Below are 17062 nucleotides of genomic sequence, written 5' to 3' on the forward strand. Positions count from 1 at the left end.
ATACTCCTCAATTTCTCATTTCGCCCCGGCGGTGACAGGCTTAGACCGACAACTTCATCGCGCGAGAACGCACAACGAAGGGAAGCAGTACGTGAGTACCAGCGAATCCACAGCACGGCGCCGCCCCGGCGGAGGGCTCGACCGATTTTTTCACATCACCGAGCGCGGCTCCACGGTAGGCACCGAGGTGCGCGGCGGAGTGGTCACCTTCTTCGCCATGGCCTACATCGTCCTGCTGAACCCGCTGATCATCGGAACGAGCCCGGACCGCGAGGGCGTGGTCCTCGGCGTCCCCCAGGTCGCGGCGGCGACGGCCCTCGCGGCCGGCGTGATGTCCATCCTGTTCGGCGTGGTGGCCAAGTACCCCTTCGGCATCGCAACGGGCCTGGGGCTCAACACGCTCGTCGCCGTGACCCTCGTCGGCCAGCAGGGGTTGACCTGGCCGGAGGCGATGGGGCTGGTCGTCATCGACGGCATCATCATCTGCATCCTCGCCGTCACCGGTTTCCGCACCGCCGTCTTCCGTGCCATCCCGGATTCGATGAAGGCGGCGATGTCCGTCGGCATCGGCATGTTCATCGCGCTCATCGGGCTCGTTGACGCCGGATTTGTCCGCCGCGTTCCCGACGAGGCGATGACTACCGTTCCGGTCCAGCTCGGCATCGACGGCTCGATTGCCTCGTGGCCCACTTTCGTCTTCGTCATCGGCCTCCTCATCTGCGGCTTCGCCGTGATCCGCAACATCCCCGGCGGGCTGTTCCTCGGCATCGTGGCCACCACGGTCATCGCCCTGATCGTCGAGGCTGTCGTCGGCGCCGGCTCTGCCGCCGATTCGCCCTCGGGGTGGGCGCTGGCGGTGCCCTCCCTGCCTGATTCCCTCGGCGGGGTGCCCGACTTGTCCATCGTCGGCGACGTCGACCTCTTCGGCGCCTTCGTCCACGCCGGCGTCGTCGCCGCCTCGCTGCTCGTGTTCACCCTCGTTTTGGCGAACTTCTTCGACGCGATGGGCACCATGACCGCCCTGGGCCGCCAGGCGCAGCTGACCGACGACAACGGCGAGCTGCCCAACCTGAAGCGCGCCCTGGTCGTCGAGGGCTTCGGCGCTGTCCTCGGCGGCGCCGCGTCCTCCTCGTCCAACACCGTCTTCGTGGACTCCTCGGCGGGCATCGCCGACGGCGCCCGCACCGGGCTGGCCAACGTGGTCACCGGCGTGCTGTTCCTGCTCGCCATGTTCTTCACCCCGCTCTACGGCATCGTGCCCATCGAGGCCGCCGCCCCCGTCCTCGTCGTCGTGGGCGCACTCATGATGATGCAGGTGGGCACCATCGAGTGGTCGAAGTTCTACATCGCCCTGCCTGCCTTCCTCACCATCGCCACCATGCCGTTTACCTACTCCATCGCCGACGGCATCGGCGTGGGCTTCATCTCGTTTACGCTGATGGCGCTGTTTGCGGGCAAGCGCAAAGAGATCCACTGGATCATGTGGGTCATCTCCGCGCTCTTCGTCGTCTTCTTCGCCCACGGCCCGATCATGGAGGCCCTGGGATGACGCGCCGCACCACCATCACCGACCCCGCCGACCCGCGCCTCGACGACATCCGCGACCTGAAGCACTCGGACACAAAGAAAGACCTCGTCTTCGCCGAGGGCCCCCTCGTGTGCGGCCGCCTCGTCGAATCCCGCTTCCCCGTCCGCAGCGTCATCGGCTTCGGCGGCCGGCTCGATTCCTTCCTCGCCGACTTCGGCGCCCAGCTGCCGCCGGGCGTGCCCGTCTACGAGGTCACCCGCGAGCTGCTTGGCTCGGTCGCCGGCTACGACATGCACCGCGGCCTGCTCGCGGTGGGGGAGCGCCCCGCCCCGCTGAGCGTCGCCGAGGTCATCGAAGGCGCCCGCACCGTCGTCGTCCTCGAGGGGGTCGGCGACCACGAGAACATCGGCTCCATCTTCCGCAACGCCGCCGGCATGGGCGTCGACGGCGTGCTTTTCGGCGCCGCCACCGCCGACCCGCTCTACAGGCGCAGCGTCCGCGTGTCCATGGGCCACGCGCTGCGCACCCCGTTCGCCCACCTGGACGGCACGAGCACGACGTGGCAGCGCTCGCTGGAGCAGCTTCGCGACGAAGGCTGGTGGCTCGTCTCCCTCACGCCCGCCGACGGCGCCGTCCACATCAAGGACGCCCTGGCCGGCCGGGAAAACGACAAAGTTGCGCTCCTCGTCGGCGCGGAAGGGCCGGGCCTGACCGAACACGCGATGCGCGCCACCGACGTGCGCGCGAAGATCCCGATGGCCGAGGGCACGGACTCGCTCAACGTCGCCACCTCGGCCGCCGTCGCCTTCTACGAAAGGGCGCGCCAGGCAGGCGCCTAGCGGTCCGAGTGCCGGATGCGCTCGGCGATGCGCTCGCGCACGGTGCGCGCCTGGCGCTTGATACCGCGGCCGACGCGGCGGGCGGCGGCGACGGTGGCGTCGGCAAGCCTGGCGAACTCGTCGCCCTCGGCCTCGGAGGATTCCGTGACCTCGTAGTCGTCGTAGCCCGCCTCACCCGCGGCGAATGCGGCGGCGACCTCGGAGACAGTCTTAGTGGTGGGCTTAGTGGTGGGTGCGGGCGAGTCGATCTTGGGCTCCGGGCGCCCGTCAACGGCGTAGCCCACGACGTGGATATCGGGTCCGGCGGGTGAGACCGGAACGCCGATCCAGTTCTCCTCGGCCACACGGGCGAGGTCGGCCGGGTCGAAGGGCAAAGAAATCCCGCCGACCTGCTCGGCCTCCTCGCCCGCCCAGAAGGGAAGCTCGAAGGGGTCGGGAAGGCCGACATCCTCGAGGACGGCGTTGCGGGTCGCGGCGAAGGCGCGGCGCACCTGCGTGCCGGCGAAGTGGGCGAAGCCGGCGAAGTCGCTGTCGGTGCCCGCGGCGAAAATATAGGTGTCGGAGGAGGGCAGGCTCGCGCGCAGCTGCGGCAGCGCCTGTGAGAGGACGGAGACGTCCTCGACGAAGGTGCGCACCACCGCCACGCCGGGGTAACCCGCGATGTAGAACTCCGCCGGGCCCGGGGTGGAGGAGCGGTTGAGGGGGAACTCTCCGATCGGCGTGATGGGCCAGGAGGGGTTGAGCTGGGCGAGCAGCTTGCGCCCGAAGCCGCGGTCCGCCCGGGGCTCGCCGCCTAGGACGGCGGCGGGGTCGGCGGCGGTGACGAACCAGACGGTGACAACGGCGGGGTAGTTCATCGTTTTCCCTTTACTTGCGCGGGCGCTTCGTGTTGGTGCGCACGCCGAGCAGGACGTCTTCCCAGTGCGGGGTGACGGCGCGGCGCGAGCGCTTCTGGGGCCGGGATTCGGGTTCGGGGTGCTGGAGGAAGTCGCCCTCGGCAACGACGTCTTCGGCGTCCCCGCTGTCCGCGGCCCCAGTGCCCGCGGCGGGCCCCGGGGGAGCGTCGTTGGCGTCGTTGACCGCGGTCAGCGAGCGCACTGGCGGCGCGAAGTCGGGGTCGGTCAGGTCGGCGGCCGCGGCGTTGCGCGCTTCCGTGGTGGGAGCGGAGCCCATCGAGCGGCTAAACGACCACAGTGCCTCGTTGTCGCTCAGCCCGGCCTGCCAGCGCAGGTGGACCACCCAGTCGTCGCCGGGCTCGCGGGTGGCGTCCCAGGTAGCGGCGGAAATGGAGTGGCCGCGGGCCGCGAAGGCGGTAGCGAGGATCTCGAAGAGGGTCAGCTTGGCCGGGCCGTTTTCGCGCACAGGGTGCGACTGCTTCGCCGCCTCGGCGACCTGCGCGCGCTCGAGGAGAACCGGGTGGGCGTAGACCTCGAGGCGGCTGACGGCCACCCCCATCTCCTCCGCGAGCTCCTCGGGGGTGGCGCCGCCGCGGATGCGCGACTGGATCTCGTTGGGGCGCAGCGATAGGGGCGTCGAGAAGCGCGGGTCCGGCTCGGGCAGGCTGCGCTCGGCCGCGACCTCGGTGAAGGTGGGGGTTTCATCGGCGGGTTCAGTGCTCCCGTCGAGCTCGGCGCGCGCGAGCTGGTAGCGGACGCCGTCCGCGTCGCGGAGAACGTAGAAGGTCTCCGTCGATTCCTCCTCGATGAGGTGCAGCTCGCGCATTCAAACTCCTTCAGTCGATTGAGGGCGTGGACGAGGCCGTAGGCAATGTGACCAGCTTAACTCATGCGCTGCGGCTAACGTGCGCGCCCGACGCCGTGTTCCAGAAGGAAGTCGATGGCCGCGGTGAGCTTCTCCACGTCCGCCGCGGCCACCGCGGGGAACATGCCGATGCGCAGCTGGTTGCGCCCCAGCTTGCGGTAGGGCTCCGTATCGACGATCCCGTTGCGGCGCAGCGCCGCGGCGAGCTCGGTGGCGTCGACTGACTCGTCGAAGTCAATGGTGCCGACGACCAGGGAGCGCGCCGCGGGGTCGGCGACGAAGGGAGTGGCTAGGTCGTGGGCCTCGGCCCAAGAGTAGAGCACGCGTGACGACGCCTCCGTGCGCGCAACCATCCCAGCGAGCCCGCCGTGATCATTCATCCACTCCACCTGGTTGGCGAGCATGACGAGCGTGGCCACGGCCGGGGTGTTGTACGTCTGGTTCTTGCGCGAGTTGTCCACGGCGGTCTTGATGTCTAAAAACGCCGGGATGAAGCGGCCGGAGGCGGCGATCTTCTCCACGCGCTCGAGCGCCGCCGGGCTCATCGCCGCCAGCCAGAGTCCGCCGTCGGCGGCGAAGCACTTCTGCGGGGAGAAGTAGTAGACGTCGGCCGCCGAGGCGTCGAAGGGCAGGCCCCCGGCGCCCGAGGTGGCGTCGACAAGCACGAGCGAGGAGGCGTTGGGGCGGGTGACGGGGAGCATCACGCCTGTCGACGTCTCGTTGTGCGCCCACGCCACGACGTCCGCGTCGGTGTCCGCGAGCTCGCCCGGGGAGGGGGCCGAGCCGGGCTCGGCGGTGACCACCTCTGGCGGGGCGAGCCACGGTGCCTTCGCGGCGGCCTTCGCGAACTTCGAGGAGAACTCGCCGAAGGACAGGTGGGCGGAGGCGCGCTCGATGAGCCCGAAGGTGGCGGCGTCCCAGAAGGCGGTCGCGCCGCCGAGGGAGAGGACGACCTCGTAGCCCTCCGGCAGGGCGAACAGCTCGGCGAGGCCCTCGCGGATGGCGCCCACCACGTTCTGCACCGGCGGCTGCCGGTGGGAGGTGCCGAGGACGGTGTCGGCGGCCTGGGCTACCGCGTGGATCTGCTCGCCGCGGATCTTGGAGGGGCCGCATCCGAAGCGGCCGTCAGCGGGGATGAGGTCGGTGGGGATGGCGGGGTAGGAGCTCATTGCGGCCCTTCCTTAAGCAGTTGCGAAGTTTGCATAACAGTATGCACTACCGGTGTTGAGCGGGGTCAACTGTGGTGGGGGTTCAAAAGCGCGAATGTTGTCGTGCGTATCACAAACTTTGCTAGGATTGGCTCCTACAGAGATCCTCCCCTTAAGAAGGCCACCCCGAGGTATCCCAACGCCCGGAGTATCCCAGCGTGGGCACCGCGGGGTGGTGTTTGGGGGGCGCCCCTATTTCGTGGAAAGGTAAAAAGTGGCTTCCGAAAACAACGACAAGGCCGTACTCCACTACCCCGGTGGTGAGTACGAGATGGACATCATGCGCGCGACCGAAGGCAACGACGGTTTCGTGCTGGGCAAGCTCCTCAGCGAGACGGGCCTGGTCACCTTCGACCCGGGCTACGTCTCCACCGGCTCCACCGAGTCCAAGATCACCTACATCGACGGCGAGGAAGGCATTCTGCGCTACCGCGGCTACGACATCGCCGACCTGGCCAACAATGCCACCTTCAACGAGGTCTCCTACCTGCTCATTCGCGGCGAGCTGCCGACGAGCGAGCAGCTCGAGTCCTTCAACCAGGAGATCCGCCACCACACGCTTCTTGACGAAGACTTCAAGGCGGCGTTCAACGTCTTCCCGCGCAACGCCCACCCGATGGCGGTGCTGGCCTCCTCGGTCAACATTCTCTCCGCGTACTACCAGGACCAGCTCGACCCGCTGGATGAGGCGCAGCTGGACAAGGCCACCGTCCGCCTCATGGCGAAGGTGCCCATGCTTGCCGCCTACGCCTACCGCGCCTCCCAGGGCAAGCCCTACATGTACCCGGACAATTCCCTGAACGCGCGCGAGAACTTCCTGCGCATGATGTTCGGCTACCCCACGGAGCCCTACGAGATCGACCCGATCCTGGTCAAGGCCCTGGACAAGCTGCTCATCCTGCACGCCGACCACGAGCAGAACTGCTCCACCTCCACCGTGCGCATGATCGCGTCCGCCCAGGCCAACATGTTCGTCTCCATTGCCGGCGGCATCAACGCGCTCGCCGGCCCGCTGCACGGCGGCGCTAACCAGGCCGTCCTGGAGATGCTGGAGGACATCAAGAACAACCACGACGGCGACGCCACCGACTTCATGAACCGCGTGAAGAACAAGGAAAAGGGCGTGCGCCTCATGGGCTTCGGCCACCGCGTGTACAAGAACTACGACCCGCGCGCGGCCATCGTCAAGGACACCGCCCACGAGGTGCTCGAGCACTTCGGCGGCGACGAGCTGCTGGACCTGGCGTTGTCGCTGGAGGAGATCGCCCTGAAGGACGACTACTTCATCTCCCGCAAGCTCTACCCGAACGTCGACTTCTACACCGGCCTGATCTACCGGGCGATGGGCTTCCCCACGGACTTCTTCACCGTCCTGTTCGCCATCGGCCGCCTCCCGGGCTGGATCGCCCACTACCGCGAGCAGCTGGAGATGAACTCCAAGATCAACCGCCCGCGCCAGATTTACACCGGCGCCACCCAGCGCCCCTTCCTGCCGCGCGACCAGCGCTAGGCCGCCCGAGCCCGGAGTACCCGTACCGCCGAGAGTGACGTTTCCCTTATACTTGGGAGCGCATTCTCGGCGGTTTTTCGTTAATTAAGGAGTATTCATTATGGAAAAGCCCAGCATTGAGGTTCCGCAGGAGCCGGCCCCCGTAGACCTCGTGATCGAGGACCTCACCATCGGCGAAGGGGACGAGGCCGTCGCCGGCGGTTACGTCAAGGTCCACTACCTTGGCGTGGACTACGAAACCGGCGAGGAGTTCGACTCCTCCTGGGACCGCGGCGAGGCCGCGGAGTTCCCGCTCGCGGGCCTCATCGAAGGCTGGCAGGAGGGTATCCCCGGCATGAAGGTCGGCGGCCGCCGAGAACTGACCATCCCGCCGGAGAAGGCCTACGGCCCCGCGGGCGGCGGGCACCCGCTGTCGGGGCGCACCCTCGTTTTCGTCATCGACCTGCTCGACGCGAACTAGCGCGCCGTCTCTCGGCCAAGCTGCTGGCCCCTTGCGCCGCCTTCCGGTGGCACAATAGGGGCCATGCGCATTCCTGTTACCACCCTCAACGACGGTTACGACCTGCCCCTGCTCGGCCTGGGCACCTACAAGCTCCCGGGGGAGGAGGTGGGCACGATTGTCCGCACCGCCATCGAGCTCGGCTACCGGCACATTGATACCGCAGCGCTCTACGGCAACGAAGCCGAGGTAGGAAAGGCGATCCGAGACGCGATCGCGGCCGGGGACGTCACCCGCGAGGAGCTCTTCGTCACCACCAAGCTGTGGAACGACGACCAGCACCGCGCGGGCGAGGCCTACCAGGAGTCGCTGAAGCGCCTCGGCCTGGACTTCGTGGACCTGTATCTCGTGCACTGGCCGTGGCCCCAGCGCGGGCTCTACACCGAGGCCTTCGATCAGCTGACTAAGCTGCAGGGCCTGGGGCAGCTGCAGTCCGTTGGCGTGGCCAACTTCTACCCGGAGGTCCTCGATGAGGTAATCGAGGCAACCGGGGTTGTCCCCGCGCTCAACCAGGTGGAGCTCCACGTCGGCTTCACCCAGCCGGAGTTGCGCGAGTACCACCGCGAAAAGGGCGTGCTCACGGAGGCATGGGCGCCCCTGGCGCGTGGCGCGAACTTCGACGCCCCAGAGATCGTGGCCGTCGCCGACAAGCACGGGGCCACCCCGGCGCAGGTCGTCTTGGCGTACCTCATGGGGCTGGGGTGCTCGGTGATCCCGAAAACGGCGAACCCGCAGCGGTTGGTGGAAAACCTCGCCGCGGTGGAGCTCGAGCTCGACGCGGAGGACGTGGCGGCGCTGGGCGCCGTGGAGAGCGGGCGTATGTGGGGCGATCCCCGCGTGTTCCCGGAGAGCCGTTAAGACCGCGGGGGTACACATACTATCTTTCGTTTAGGCAGGTGAGGGGGCCTGCCGGGGGTGGCGGGGGGAGCGCCTGACGCGTAGTAAGGCAAAACCTATCTTTTGCTCGTGTGCATTGGGTTACATTCTTCATGTCTGGTTGCGCGCACCATAGTGCTGCCTGCAACGGCATTTTCAGTGACAGAGCAAAGAAAGGATGAGGCCGTGTCCCAAGGATCGACCCGCGTCCCCACCCGCCGCGAGCCCTCCCCGGGCGAATTCGAGGCGATGCAGAAAAGCCCCGAGTTTCAAGGACTGCGCAAGGCGTACCGGGGGTTTACCTTCCCGGTCTCCGCGGCGTTTTTCATCTGGTACCTCTTCTACGTCCTCGTGGCGACGTTCTTCGCCGACGCCATGGCACAACCCTTCCTGGGGCTGAACGTAGGTATCTGGCTGGGCATTCTCCAGTTCGTGACAACGTTCCTCATCACGTGGGCCTACGTGGTCTACGCCAACAAGAACATCGAGCCGCGCGCGGCGCGCATCCGTGAAGAGATGGAGGGCTAGAAAGAGATGAATACCCTGTACCTGGCTCAGGAGGCGGCGGAAGCCGAGGGCGTGGGCAACCCGCTGCTCAACATCGCTATCTTTGCCGTCTTCATCATCGTCACCCTCTTCATCGTCACCCGCGCCGGGAAGACCACGAGCGAGTCCGCCGACTTCTACACCGGCGGCGCCTCCTTCTCCGGCACGCAAAACGGCCTGGCCATCGCCGGCGACTACCTCTCTGCAGCCTCGTTCCTGGGCATCGTCGGCTCGATCGCGCTGACGGGCTACGACGGGTTCCTCTACTCCATCGGCTTCTTCGTGGCGTGGCTCGTGGCGCTGCTGCTGGTGGCCGAGCCGCTGCGTAACGTTGGCCGCTTCACCATGGCGGATGTGCTGTCCTTCCGCCTGCGCCAGAAGCCGGTCCGCGTCGCGGCCGCCTTCGGCACCCTGTTCGTCTCGCTGTTCTACCTGATCGCGCAGATGGCGGGCGCCGGCTCGCTCGTCTCGGTGCTGCTCAACCTGCACTCCTTCGGCGCCCAGGCCGCGTGCGTGCTGGTCGTCGGCATCGTCATGATCGCCTACGTGCTCATCGGCGGCATGAAGGGCACCACCTACGTGCAGATGATTAAGGCCGTGCTGCTCATCGGCGGTGTGGCCATCATGACCGTTTTGGTGTTCGTCGCCGTGCGGGGCGGGTTCAACACCCTGTTCAGCGACGCCGTGGACATGCACGCGGGCTCCCAGTACATCCAGGAGCAGGGCTACGAGGCCTCTGAGATCCTCGCCCCTGGTCTGCGTTACGGCGCCACGCTGACCTCGCAGATCGACTTCATCTCGCTCGGCCTCTCCCTGGTCCTCGGTACCGCCGGCCTGCCGCACGTGCTCATGCGCTTCTACACCGTGCCCACCGCGACGGAAGCGCGTAAGTCCGTGACCTGGGCCATCGTCCTTATCGGCGCCTTCTACCTGCTCACCCTGGTCCTCGGCTACGGCGCCGCGGCCCTCGTCGGCCCGGACCGCATCCTGGCCGCGCCCGGTGCGGCGAACGCGGCAGCGCCGCTGCTCGCCTTCGAGCTGGGCGGATCCATCTTCATGGCGCTCATCTCTGCCGTCGCCTTCGCCACCGTGCTGGCGGTCGTCGCGGGCCTGGCGATTACGGCCTCCGCGTCCATCGCCCACGACGTCTACGACGCTGTGCTTCGCGACGGCCAGGCGACCGAGGCGGAGCAGGTTCGCGTCTCCCGCATCACCGTGGTGGTCATCGGCATCGTCGCTATCGTGCTCGGCATCTTGGCGATGAGCCAGAACGTCGCCTTCCTGGTCTCCCTGGCCTTCGCCGTCGCGGCCTCGGCGAACCTGCCGACCATCCTGTACTCGCTGTACTGGAAGCGCTTCAACACCACCGGTGCCGTCGCTTCGATCTACACCGGCCTGGGCTCGGCCCTGCTGCTGATCATCCTGTCGCCGGCTGTCTCCGGCGCGCCGAACGCGATGTTCCCGGACGCTGATTGGGCGATCTTCCCGCTGACCAGCCCCGGCATCGTCTCCATCCCGCTGGCCTTCCTCGCCGGCGTGGTGGGCACGTTCCTGGGCAAGCCCGACAACCTCGACCACCTCCAGGCGGAGATGGAGGTCCGCTCCCTGACGGGTGTGGGCGTCGAGGCCCCGGTCGACCACTAAGACCGGAAGAGAAGAAAAAGGGGACCGCGAGGTCCCCTTTTTTTACTTGCCCAGTATTGCCCGGGCGGCGCTTACCACCTGGTCAACGGGCAGCTGCGAGGAGGCTTGGCTGGAGGCCTGCACCGCCTGCTGAAGCGGGCCGGGGGCTGGCGGGAGAGAAGCGCCGCCGGGCGTCCACTGGCCCCAGTCGGTGGCGAAAACGTTGTTGACGTCGCATTCGACGCCGTCGATAAAGGTCCGCCGGCCCGAGGGCTGGTGCAGCTGGGCGCGGGGGTGGATGCGGCCGCCGGAGCCCCAGTCGTGCATCCAGAAGTAGGTGCCGATGCCATCTTCGACGCACCATTGGATCACGTTGTAGTTGCCGTACACTCCCGTCTGGTACCCGGCGGCGCCCAGCGCAGCCGAGAAGGCGCGCAGGTAGGGGCGAATCTGGGAGTCGTACTGGGCGCGGGTGGGGTTATCGTCGATGGCCACGTAGATCGGGCGCCCCGTCGGCCCGCCCGCGGCGCGGTGCAGCGCGATGGCTTGCGGGGCGTGGGTGGTGGCCCCGGCGGCTCCGGCCAGCCAGTCCGCAGTGTCACCTTTGCCGTACTGGTAGACGGAGGCCGTGGCGAGCCCGTTGACGCGGAAATCCTCCGTTTCGTTGGATAGGACGGGCTTGCCGCGCATCCAGGACGCGCCCGGGCGTGGCTGGGAGACGTAGCGCACGGCGCCAAGGTGGCCGGCGGCCCGGACGGAGCGGCCCGTGGGCACGCCCGCCGAGTAGTCGAGCACCGTGCCAAGCACGCGGGGCTGAGCGGCGGCGCGCGGCGCGAGGGCACCTGCTGCTGCGGCGGTGGCGGCGGCCGTGAAGAAGTCGCGGCGGGTGAAGCGGCGGTGGGTCATGGGTTCCTCCTGGCGGTCCCACGGGTAACTGGAGTTGACACGCGTAACTTATCACCTTCGGCCGGACCCCGGGGGAGTAGCCTGTCCGGCATGACTGCACTCACCCACACTCCCGACGAGCTGCACGGTGCCCTCGGCGGTGCCACGGCCATCAGCCTCGTGCCCACCATGGGGGCGCTGCACGAGGGCCACCTCTCCCTCGTGCGCGAGGCGGCGAAGCTGGACGCGCCAGTGGTGGTGAGCATCTTTGTTAACCCCCTCCAGTTCGCCCCGGGCGAGGACCTCGACGCCTACCCGCGCACGCTCGCCGAGGACCTCGCCCTGCTCGAGGGGGAGGGCGTCGCCGCGGTTTTCGCCCCGAGCGTGGCCACGATGTACCCGGCGGGCCCGCGCACCACCATCCATCCCGGCCCCACCGGCGCGATTTTGGAGGGCGCGTCGCGCCCGACGCACTTCGCCGGGGTGCTCACGGTCGTCGCCAAGCTGTTTGCCCTCACCCGCGCCACCGACGCCTTCTTCGGGGAGAAGGACTACCAGCAGCTCGTGCTCATCCGGCAGATGGTGGAGGACCTCAACCTGCCCGTGCGCGTCCACGGCTGCCCGATCGTGCGCGAAGAATCGGGGCTGGCGATGTCCTCGCGCAACCGCTACCTGTCTCCGCGTGAGGCCGAGGTGGCGCGCGTGCTGTCGCAGGCTTTGGCCACGAAGGACGTCGATAAGGCGCGCATGCTTATCGACGCCACCGAGGGCGTCGACCTCGACTACCTCGAGCTCACCACGGCGGGGCTCGAACCGGTCGCCGCGGGCTACGCGGGCCCGAAGCGGCTGCTGGTGGCCGCGCGGGTGGGATCGACGCGGCTGATAGACAACGTGGCGGTCTAGAACGTGTGCTCGTCGGTGGGGAACGTGGCCTCCGCCACTGCCTGCTTGTAGGCCGCGGCGGCGCGCGCCAGCTCCTCGCCAACGGCGCCGAACTGGCGCACGAAGCGCGGCCTACGCCCGCCGGCGGGCAGGTCGGCCAAGTCCTGCCACACCAGCACCTGCGCGTCGGTGCCCGCGCCCGCGCCGATACCGATGGTGGGGATGGGGCAGGCCTGCGTGATCTGCGCGGCGAGCGCCGCCGGGACCATCTCGAAGACGACCATGTCCGCCCCGGCGTCGACGACGGCGTCCGTGTCCTCCTGCACGGAGGCCCGCTGCACCTTGAAACCGCCGAGGTTGTCCACCGACTGCGGGGTGAACCCCACGTGGGCGCACACGGCCAGGCCCGCGTTTTTCAGCGCGCGGATCCGCCCCGCCATCCGTGCCCCGCCCTCGAGCTTGACCATGTGCGCGCCGCTGCGGCGGACGAGCTCGGTGGCGCTTTTGACGCACTGCTCGTCGCTGGCCTCGTAGGTGCCGAAGGGCAGGTCCACAACCACGAGCGCGTTGCCCGCACCGCGCACCACCGCGGCGGCGAGGTAGGCCATCTCGTCGAGGGAGACCTGGTTGGTCGTCTCGTAGCCGAAGACGACGTTGGCGGCCGAGTCGCCCACGAGCAGGCACTCGATCCCCGCGGCGGCGAAAACGCGCGCCGTGGAGTAGTCGTAGGCGGTGAGCATGGCCCACTTTTCGCCGGAGCGCTTCTTCGCCTTCAGGTCGGATACCCGGACCTTTGTGGTTGGGGAGAGGTAGCTGGTCATGGGGACAGTCTAAAAGGCGCCAGATCTGACACGCACTAGGCCAGAACCAGCCCGAGAACCCAGATGAACGCCATGGACGCGACCCCCATCAGGGCCGTCACCACCGTTTGCGAGCGGTAGGACTGCTGCGGAGTGAGCTGCGAAAGGTTGGTGACCACCCAGAAGTGGCTGTCGTTGGCGTGGGAGACGACGAGGGAGCCGGCGGCAATCGCCATCACGGCCAGCCCCACCTCGACGGGGTCGGCCAGCCCGAGCGCGGGCAGCAGCGGGGCGACGATGCTGGAGGTGGTGGCCATCGCGACAGTTGTCGAGCCCTGCGCCGTCTTGAACATCGCGGTGACGAGGAAAGGGAACAGCAGCCCCAGGTGGGACAGCTGCGTGGCGTTGTCCGCGATGAAGTCCACCACGTCCGTCGCCGCGATTACGCGTCCGAGCACCCCGCCGGCGGCGGTGATGAGCAAAATCGGCCCGACGGTGCGCAGCCCCTCCTCCGTGAAGGAGTGGAAGCTGCCCGCCATGCCGGTTTGCACGAGCAGGAAGAACGCTAGGACGAACCCGATGGCCAGCGAGATCGTCGGGGTGCCCAGAAAGACCACGAGCGCCCCGGCGCCCTCGCGGTAGTCCAGCGCGGTGGCCACGGAGCCTGCGGCCATGAGCAGGATCGGGGCGAGGATGGGGGAGACGGACAGCGCCGTCGACGGCAGGCGCGTGTAGGAGGCGCGCAGCTTCTCGTAGGCCGCCGCGACGTCCCCGTCCGGCACGGCCTCGCTCTCCGGGGTGGTGATGCGCGAGCCGATGTAGACCGCGTAGGCGTAAGCCACCGCGAGCGCCGGCAGGGAGACGAGCGCGCCGAGCCCGATGATGAGCAGCAGGCTGTCCTCCAGCCCCAGGTTCGCGGCCGCGGCGATCGGCCCCGGGGTGGGCGGGATGAACACGTGTGAGGTGAACAGGCCCGCCGACAGGGCGATCGCCATGGCGACGGGGGAAGCCCCGGTGCGCTGGGCCAAGGCCTTGCGCACCGGGTTGAGGATGACGTAGCCGGAGTCGCTGAACACAGGGATGGAAACCACCCAGCCCATCAGCTCGATGGCCAGGACCGGGTGGCGGGTGCCGATGACGCGCACGAGGGCGTCGGCGAGCTGAAAGGCCGCCCCCGTCTTCTCGAGGAGGAGGCCGATGAGCGTGCCGAAAATGATGACGAGGCCGAAGGAAGCGAAGGTCTCGGCGAAGCCCTCGCCGATGAGGGTGGCGATGCCCGGCGTCTTAACCTCGCCGTCGGGGCCCACGGCGTCGAGCAGCGGCACGCCGCCGACGAGGCCGAACGCCAGCGAGACCCCAAGAAGCGACAGGAAGGGATGGACCTTCAGGGCCGAGATCATGAGGATCAAAACGGCGATGGCGACGGCGAACGCCGCCATGAGCGGCAGGCCGGTCATGGTGCTCCAATCGGTTCTATTCACGCGGAGGAATATGTTAGACGGCCCGGGGCGCGGCTTCTATGCTGTGTGAGTGTTTTCCCGTACCCTGCCAGCGCTCCTGGCCGCGGCCGCCCTCGCCGTGGGCGCGCCCCTAGCAGCCGCGACCTCGGCCGTGGCGACGATGCACGGCGACGCCGAGTCCTCCGACACCTTCGCGTTCGCCGGGCCCGCCCCGGGCCCTCTCCGGGCGGACTTCCACGTCAAGGCGGCGGCGTGTCCGACGATCCTGGCCGATTCTGACGGTGCGATCTGGGCGCTGTGCACGAAAATCATCGACCGCGCGCCCGTGGCCATGCTCCTTGACCCGCTAAGCGGCAAAACCCTCGCCAGCATGGACATCCCCAAGGGCTCCCTGCTCGGCGGCGTCTACGCCTACCTCGACGAACGCGGCCGGCTGGTCCTGGTCACGGGGAACAACGAGCTGGTCAAGCTGGCCAAGAACACCGGCGGCGGCGCGGCCACCATCGCCGTCGACGAGCGCTTCAACGTGGCCGGACTCCTCGCGCCGGGCGACTCCGTGGTCGGGCTCGTGCCCGATTCCGCCGGCAACATCTGGCTGGCCACGGCCCGCGGGCGCGTGGGCGTGCTCGCCGCCGACGAGGGCAACCATTCTGCCCCCGCGCTGCGCGAGTTCCAGCTGGGGCAGGCCACGCCGGGCGCGGGCGAGCGCATCGACAACTCCATCTCCGCCCACGGCGAGCGCGTCGCGGTGGCGACCTCGCACGCCCTCTACGTGCTGACGGCCGACCGCGGGGTGCTGTGGCGCCAACCCTACGACCGCGGCAGCGCCCGCAAGCCCGGCCAGCTGAGCTGGGGCACCGGCGCGACGCCCACGTTCTTCGGACCCACGGGCGGCGAGTACGTGACCATCACGGACAACGCCGACGACCAGGAGCACCTGCTGGTCTACTCCGCCGCCGACGGCGCTCCGGTCTGCTCGGCCCCGCTGTTTAGCCCAGGGCGCAGCGGCACGGAGAACTCGGCGATTGGGGTGGGCACCTCCGTGGTCGTCGCCAGCACCTACGGCTACCCCTACCCGGCGGTGCCGGAGGGTGCCGGGCCGAGCAACCCGCCGCTGGCCGCCTTCACCGGTGGTATGGAGCGCTTCGAGGTGCCGGAGGCCGCCGGGGGGCAGTGCGTGCGCTCCTGGTCCCAGCCCATCGCCTCTGCGGCCGTGCCGCGCCTGTCCACCGCGAACAACACGATCTACACCGTCGAGCGCCCGCCGCTTTTCGGCGTGACCGGCCTCGCCTTCGACGCCATTACTATCGACGCCTCCACGGGCGCCGTGACCTCCCGCAACCGAATCGCCCACACCCCGCTGCGGGACACCCTGGAGATGGTGGGCACGATCACGCCCGGGGGCGTGTGGTGGCAGGGCGCGGTCACGGGCGTGTACCGGATGGAGGCGGGCGGCCCGGGCGGGCTGTCCTCCTGGCAGTCGTCCTCCGCAGGTTAGGCGGCGTTGGCTGGGTGGATTTTTGGAAATTATTTGCAATAGCCGTTGAAGGTTCTCCGAAACGGACGTATCGTGGTTATGTCACCGAAAAACGATACGTTCAAGGAGACGGATTTATGACTGACATCAAGAATGTGACCGTTCTTGGCGCTGGCGTCCTCGGCGCTCAGATTGCCTTCCAGATTGCTTACAAGGGCTTCAACGTGACGTCGTGGGACATCGACGATGACGCGGTGGAGGCTGCGAAGAAGCGCTTCGATTCCTTCGAGGACCGCTACGTCGGCGAGGTCGAAGACGCCACGAAGGAGGGTGTCGCCGAGGCCCGCGAGCGCCTGAAGCAGACGTCCGACTTGGAGGAGGCCGTGAAGGAGGCCGACCTCATTATCGAGGCCGTGCCGGAGAAGGCCGACATCAAGGACGACGTGTGGTCCAAGGTGGGCAAGGCTGCCAAGGAGGGGGCAATCTTTAGCTCTAACTCCTCGACGATGCTGCCCTCCGACATTGCGCCGTCGAGCGGGCGCGAGGAGGACTTCCTGCACATCCACTTTGCCAACAACATCTGGGTGCGCAACATCGCCGAGATTATGCCGCACAAGGGCACCAAGGACGGGCTCGTGGAGACGCTGACCGAGTTCGCCGAGGAGATCGGCATGGTGCCGGCCGTGCTGGAGAAGGAAAAGGGCGGCTACATCCTCAACTCCCTGCTCATCCCGCTGTTGCGGGCGGCACAGGAGCTGTGGATCGATGGTTACGCCACGATCGAGGACATCGACAATGACTGGAAGGTGTCCACCGGCTCGCCGGACGGTCCGTTCGAGATCATGGATCTGGTGGGCCTGCGCACGCTCTACGCCATCGAGTCCAACGAGATCGAAAAGGGCGACGTCCCCGAGTGGCAGGAGCGCTTTGTCAAGACCGTCAAGGAGGACTACCTCGACGAGGGCCGCTACGGCGCCGAAAACGGCAAGGGCTTCTACGACCACAGCGAGAAGTAGCGTGAGCTAAACCTTCGGGCAGCCCGCGCGGTGGCACATCAGGTGCCGCTGCGCGGGTTTTCTCATGCTTATCGACGCCACGGCTCACGCGCAGGGCCCAGCACATGGATCTCCATTTGAGCGCCCGGTTCGGCGCGCGGCGGGGACCGCGC

Annotated in this window: 16 protein-coding genes; 10 read left to right on the plus strand and 6 right to left on the minus strand. The window is 68.0% G+C overall.

Going from position 1 to position 17062, the window contains the following annotated elements:
* The first annotated feature begins 91 nt into the window (after positions 1-91).
* Together CAURIS_RS03310 and CAURIS_RS03315 are read left to right on the plus strand one after the other, a co-directional pair.
* The gene (locus CAURIS_RS03310; RefSeq protein ID WP_290342806.1) at positions 92-1549 is read left to right on the plus strand and encodes an NCS2 family permease; all 1458 of its coding nucleotides are present in this window, start codon (positions 92-94) and stop codon (positions 1547-1549) included.
* Positions 1546-2367 carry a TrmH family RNA methyltransferase gene (locus CAURIS_RS03315; protein ID WP_290342807.1) on the plus strand — a complete coding sequence of 274 codons (822 nt, stop codon included), beginning with the start codon at positions 1546-1548 and terminating at the stop codon, positions 2365-2367. The genes CAURIS_RS03310 and CAURIS_RS03315 overlap by 4 nt, the downstream gene beginning before the upstream one ends.
* On the opposite strand, the gene CAURIS_RS03320 is transcribed toward CAURIS_RS03315, so the two are convergent.
* The 3 genes from CAURIS_RS03320 to serC form a co-directional block, all read right to left on the minus strand.
* Entirely contained in the window at positions 2364-3224 is an 861-nt protein-coding gene (locus tag CAURIS_RS03320; RefSeq protein ID WP_290342808.1) for a DUF6928 family protein, read from the minus strand. The two genes, CAURIS_RS03315 and CAURIS_RS03320, sit on opposite strands and share 4 nt — an antisense overlap.
* Positions 3225-3234: 10 nt before the next feature.
* Entirely contained in the window at positions 3235-4089 is an 855-nt protein-coding gene (sepH, locus tag CAURIS_RS03325) for a septation protein SepH (protein ID WP_290342809.1), read from the minus strand.
* A gap of 74 nt (positions 4090-4163) precedes the next feature.
* Positions 4164-5297, minus strand: coding sequence for a phosphoserine transaminase (serC, locus tag CAURIS_RS03330; RefSeq protein WP_290342810.1), 1134 nt, complete (start codon positions 5295-5297; stop codon positions 4164-4166).
* Between the two features lie 310 nt (positions 5298-5607).
* Between serC and CAURIS_RS03335 the strand changes: the two genes are divergently transcribed.
* The 5 genes from CAURIS_RS03335 (at position 5608) to CAURIS_RS03355 (ending at position 10411) form a co-directional block, all read left to right on the plus strand.
* Entirely contained in the window at positions 5608-6846 is a 1239-nt protein-coding gene (locus CAURIS_RS03335) for a citrate synthase (RefSeq protein ID WP_290343295.1), read from the plus strand.
* A gap of 100 nt (positions 6847-6946) precedes the next feature.
* Positions 6947-7306 (plus strand): FKBP-type peptidyl-prolyl cis-trans isomerase, encoded by a 360-nt coding sequence (locus CAURIS_RS03340; protein WP_290342811.1) that lies wholly within the window; start codon positions 6947-6949, stop codon positions 7304-7306.
* A 63-nt stretch (positions 7307-7369) separates the two neighbouring features.
* Positions 7370-8203 carry an aldo/keto reductase gene (locus CAURIS_RS03345; protein ID WP_290342812.1) on the plus strand — a complete coding sequence of 278 codons (834 nt, stop codon included), beginning with the start codon at positions 7370-7372 and terminating at the stop codon, positions 8201-8203.
* Between the two features lie 267 nt (positions 8204-8470).
* Positions 8471-8749, plus strand: coding sequence for a DUF485 domain-containing protein (locus CAURIS_RS03350; RefSeq protein ID WP_290343296.1), 279 nt, complete (start codon positions 8471-8473; stop codon positions 8747-8749).
* Positions 8750-8755: 6 nt separating this feature from the next.
* A complete protein-coding gene (locus CAURIS_RS03355) occupies positions 8756-10411 on the plus strand; it encodes a monocarboxylic acid transporter (protein WP_290342813.1) in 1656 nt (551 codons plus the stop codon).
* Positions 10412-10453: 42 nt separating this feature from the next.
* On the opposite strand, the gene CAURIS_RS03360 is transcribed toward CAURIS_RS03355, so the two are convergent.
* Complete coding sequence (locus CAURIS_RS03360) at positions 10454-11296, minus strand: DUF1906 domain-containing protein (RefSeq protein ID WP_290342814.1); 843 nt, start codon at positions 11294-11296, stop codon at positions 10454-10456.
* A 90-nt stretch (positions 11297-11386) separates the two neighbouring features.
* Between CAURIS_RS03360 and panC the strand changes: the two genes are divergently transcribed.
* Complete coding sequence (gene panC / locus CAURIS_RS03365; RefSeq protein WP_290342815.1) at positions 11387-12178, plus strand: pantoate--beta-alanine ligase; 792 nt, start codon at positions 11387-11389, stop codon at positions 12176-12178.
* Here the strand turns inward: panC and panB are convergent.
* Positions 12175-12978, minus strand: a complete 804-nt coding sequence (gene panB, locus CAURIS_RS03370; protein WP_290342816.1) for a 3-methyl-2-oxobutanoate hydroxymethyltransferase — start codon at positions 12976-12978, stop codon at positions 12175-12177. The genes panC and panB overlap by 4 nt on opposite strands.
* 35 nt (positions 12979-13013) lie before the next feature.
* Complete coding sequence (locus tag CAURIS_RS03375) at positions 13014-14438, minus strand: GntP family permease (RefSeq protein ID WP_290342817.1); 1425 nt, start codon at positions 14436-14438, stop codon at positions 13014-13016.
* 49 nt (positions 14439-14487) lie between these two features.
* Between CAURIS_RS03375 and CAURIS_RS03380 the strand changes: the two genes are divergently transcribed.
* Positions 14488-15915 (plus strand): PQQ-binding-like beta-propeller repeat protein, encoded by a 1428-nt coding sequence (locus CAURIS_RS03380; protein ID WP_290342818.1) that lies wholly within the window; start codon positions 14488-14490, stop codon positions 15913-15915.
* Positions 15916-16031: 116 nt separating this feature from the next.
* The gene (locus CAURIS_RS03385; RefSeq protein ID WP_290342819.1) at positions 16032-16910 is read left to right on the plus strand and encodes a 3-hydroxyacyl-CoA dehydrogenase; all 879 of its coding nucleotides are present in this window, start codon (positions 16032-16034) and stop codon (positions 16908-16910) included.
* Positions 16911-17062 lie beyond the last annotated feature (152 nt).

It is taken from the genome of Corynebacterium auris (genome assembly GCF_030408575.1).
GTDB classification, from domain to species: domain Bacteria; phylum Actinomycetota; class Actinomycetes; order Mycobacteriales; family Mycobacteriaceae; genus Corynebacterium; species Corynebacterium auris.

Coding starts and splice junctions, on each gene's coding strand:
- CAURIS_RS03315 (WP_290342807.1), top strand. CDS start 1,546: ATGACGCGCCGCACCACCATCACCGACCCCGCCGACCCGCGCCTCGAC.
- CAURIS_RS03320 (WP_290342808.1), bottom strand. CDS start 3,224: ATGAACTACCCCGCCGTTGTCACCGTCTGGTTCGTCACCGCCGCCGAC.
- sepH (WP_290342809.1), bottom strand. CDS start 4,089: ATGCGCGAGCTGCACCTCATCGAGGAGGAATCGACGGAGACCTTCTAC.
- serC (WP_290342810.1), bottom strand. CDS start 5,297: ATGAGCTCCTACCCCGCCATCCCCACCGACCTCATCCCCGCTGACGGC.
- CAURIS_RS03335 (WP_290343295.1), top strand. CDS start 5,608: ATGGACATCATGCGCGCGACCGAAGGCAACGACGGTTTCGTGCTGGGC.
- CAURIS_RS03340 (WP_290342811.1), top strand. CDS start 6,947: ATGGAAAAGCCCAGCATTGAGGTTCCGCAGGAGCCGGCCCCCGTAGAC.
- CAURIS_RS03345 (WP_290342812.1), top strand. CDS start 7,370: ATGCGCATTCCTGTTACCACCCTCAACGACGGTTACGACCTGCCCCTG.
- CAURIS_RS03350 (WP_290343296.1), top strand. CDS start 8,471: ATGCAGAAAAGCCCCGAGTTTCAAGGACTGCGCAAGGCGTACCGGGGG.
- CAURIS_RS03355 (WP_290342813.1), top strand. CDS start 8,756: ATGAATACCCTGTACCTGGCTCAGGAGGCGGCGGAAGCCGAGGGCGTG.
- CAURIS_RS03360 (WP_290342814.1), bottom strand. CDS start 11,296: ATGACCCACCGCCGCTTCACCCGCCGCGACTTCTTCACGGCCGCCGCC.
- panC (WP_290342815.1), top strand. CDS start 11,387: ATGACTGCACTCACCCACACTCCCGACGAGCTGCACGGTGCCCTCGGC.
- panB (WP_290342816.1), bottom strand. CDS start 12,978: ATGACCAGCTACCTCTCCCCAACCACAAAGGTCCGGGTATCCGACCTG.
- CAURIS_RS03385 (WP_290342819.1), top strand. CDS start 16,032: ATGACTGACATCAAGAATGTGACCGTTCTTGGCGCTGGCGTCCTCGGC.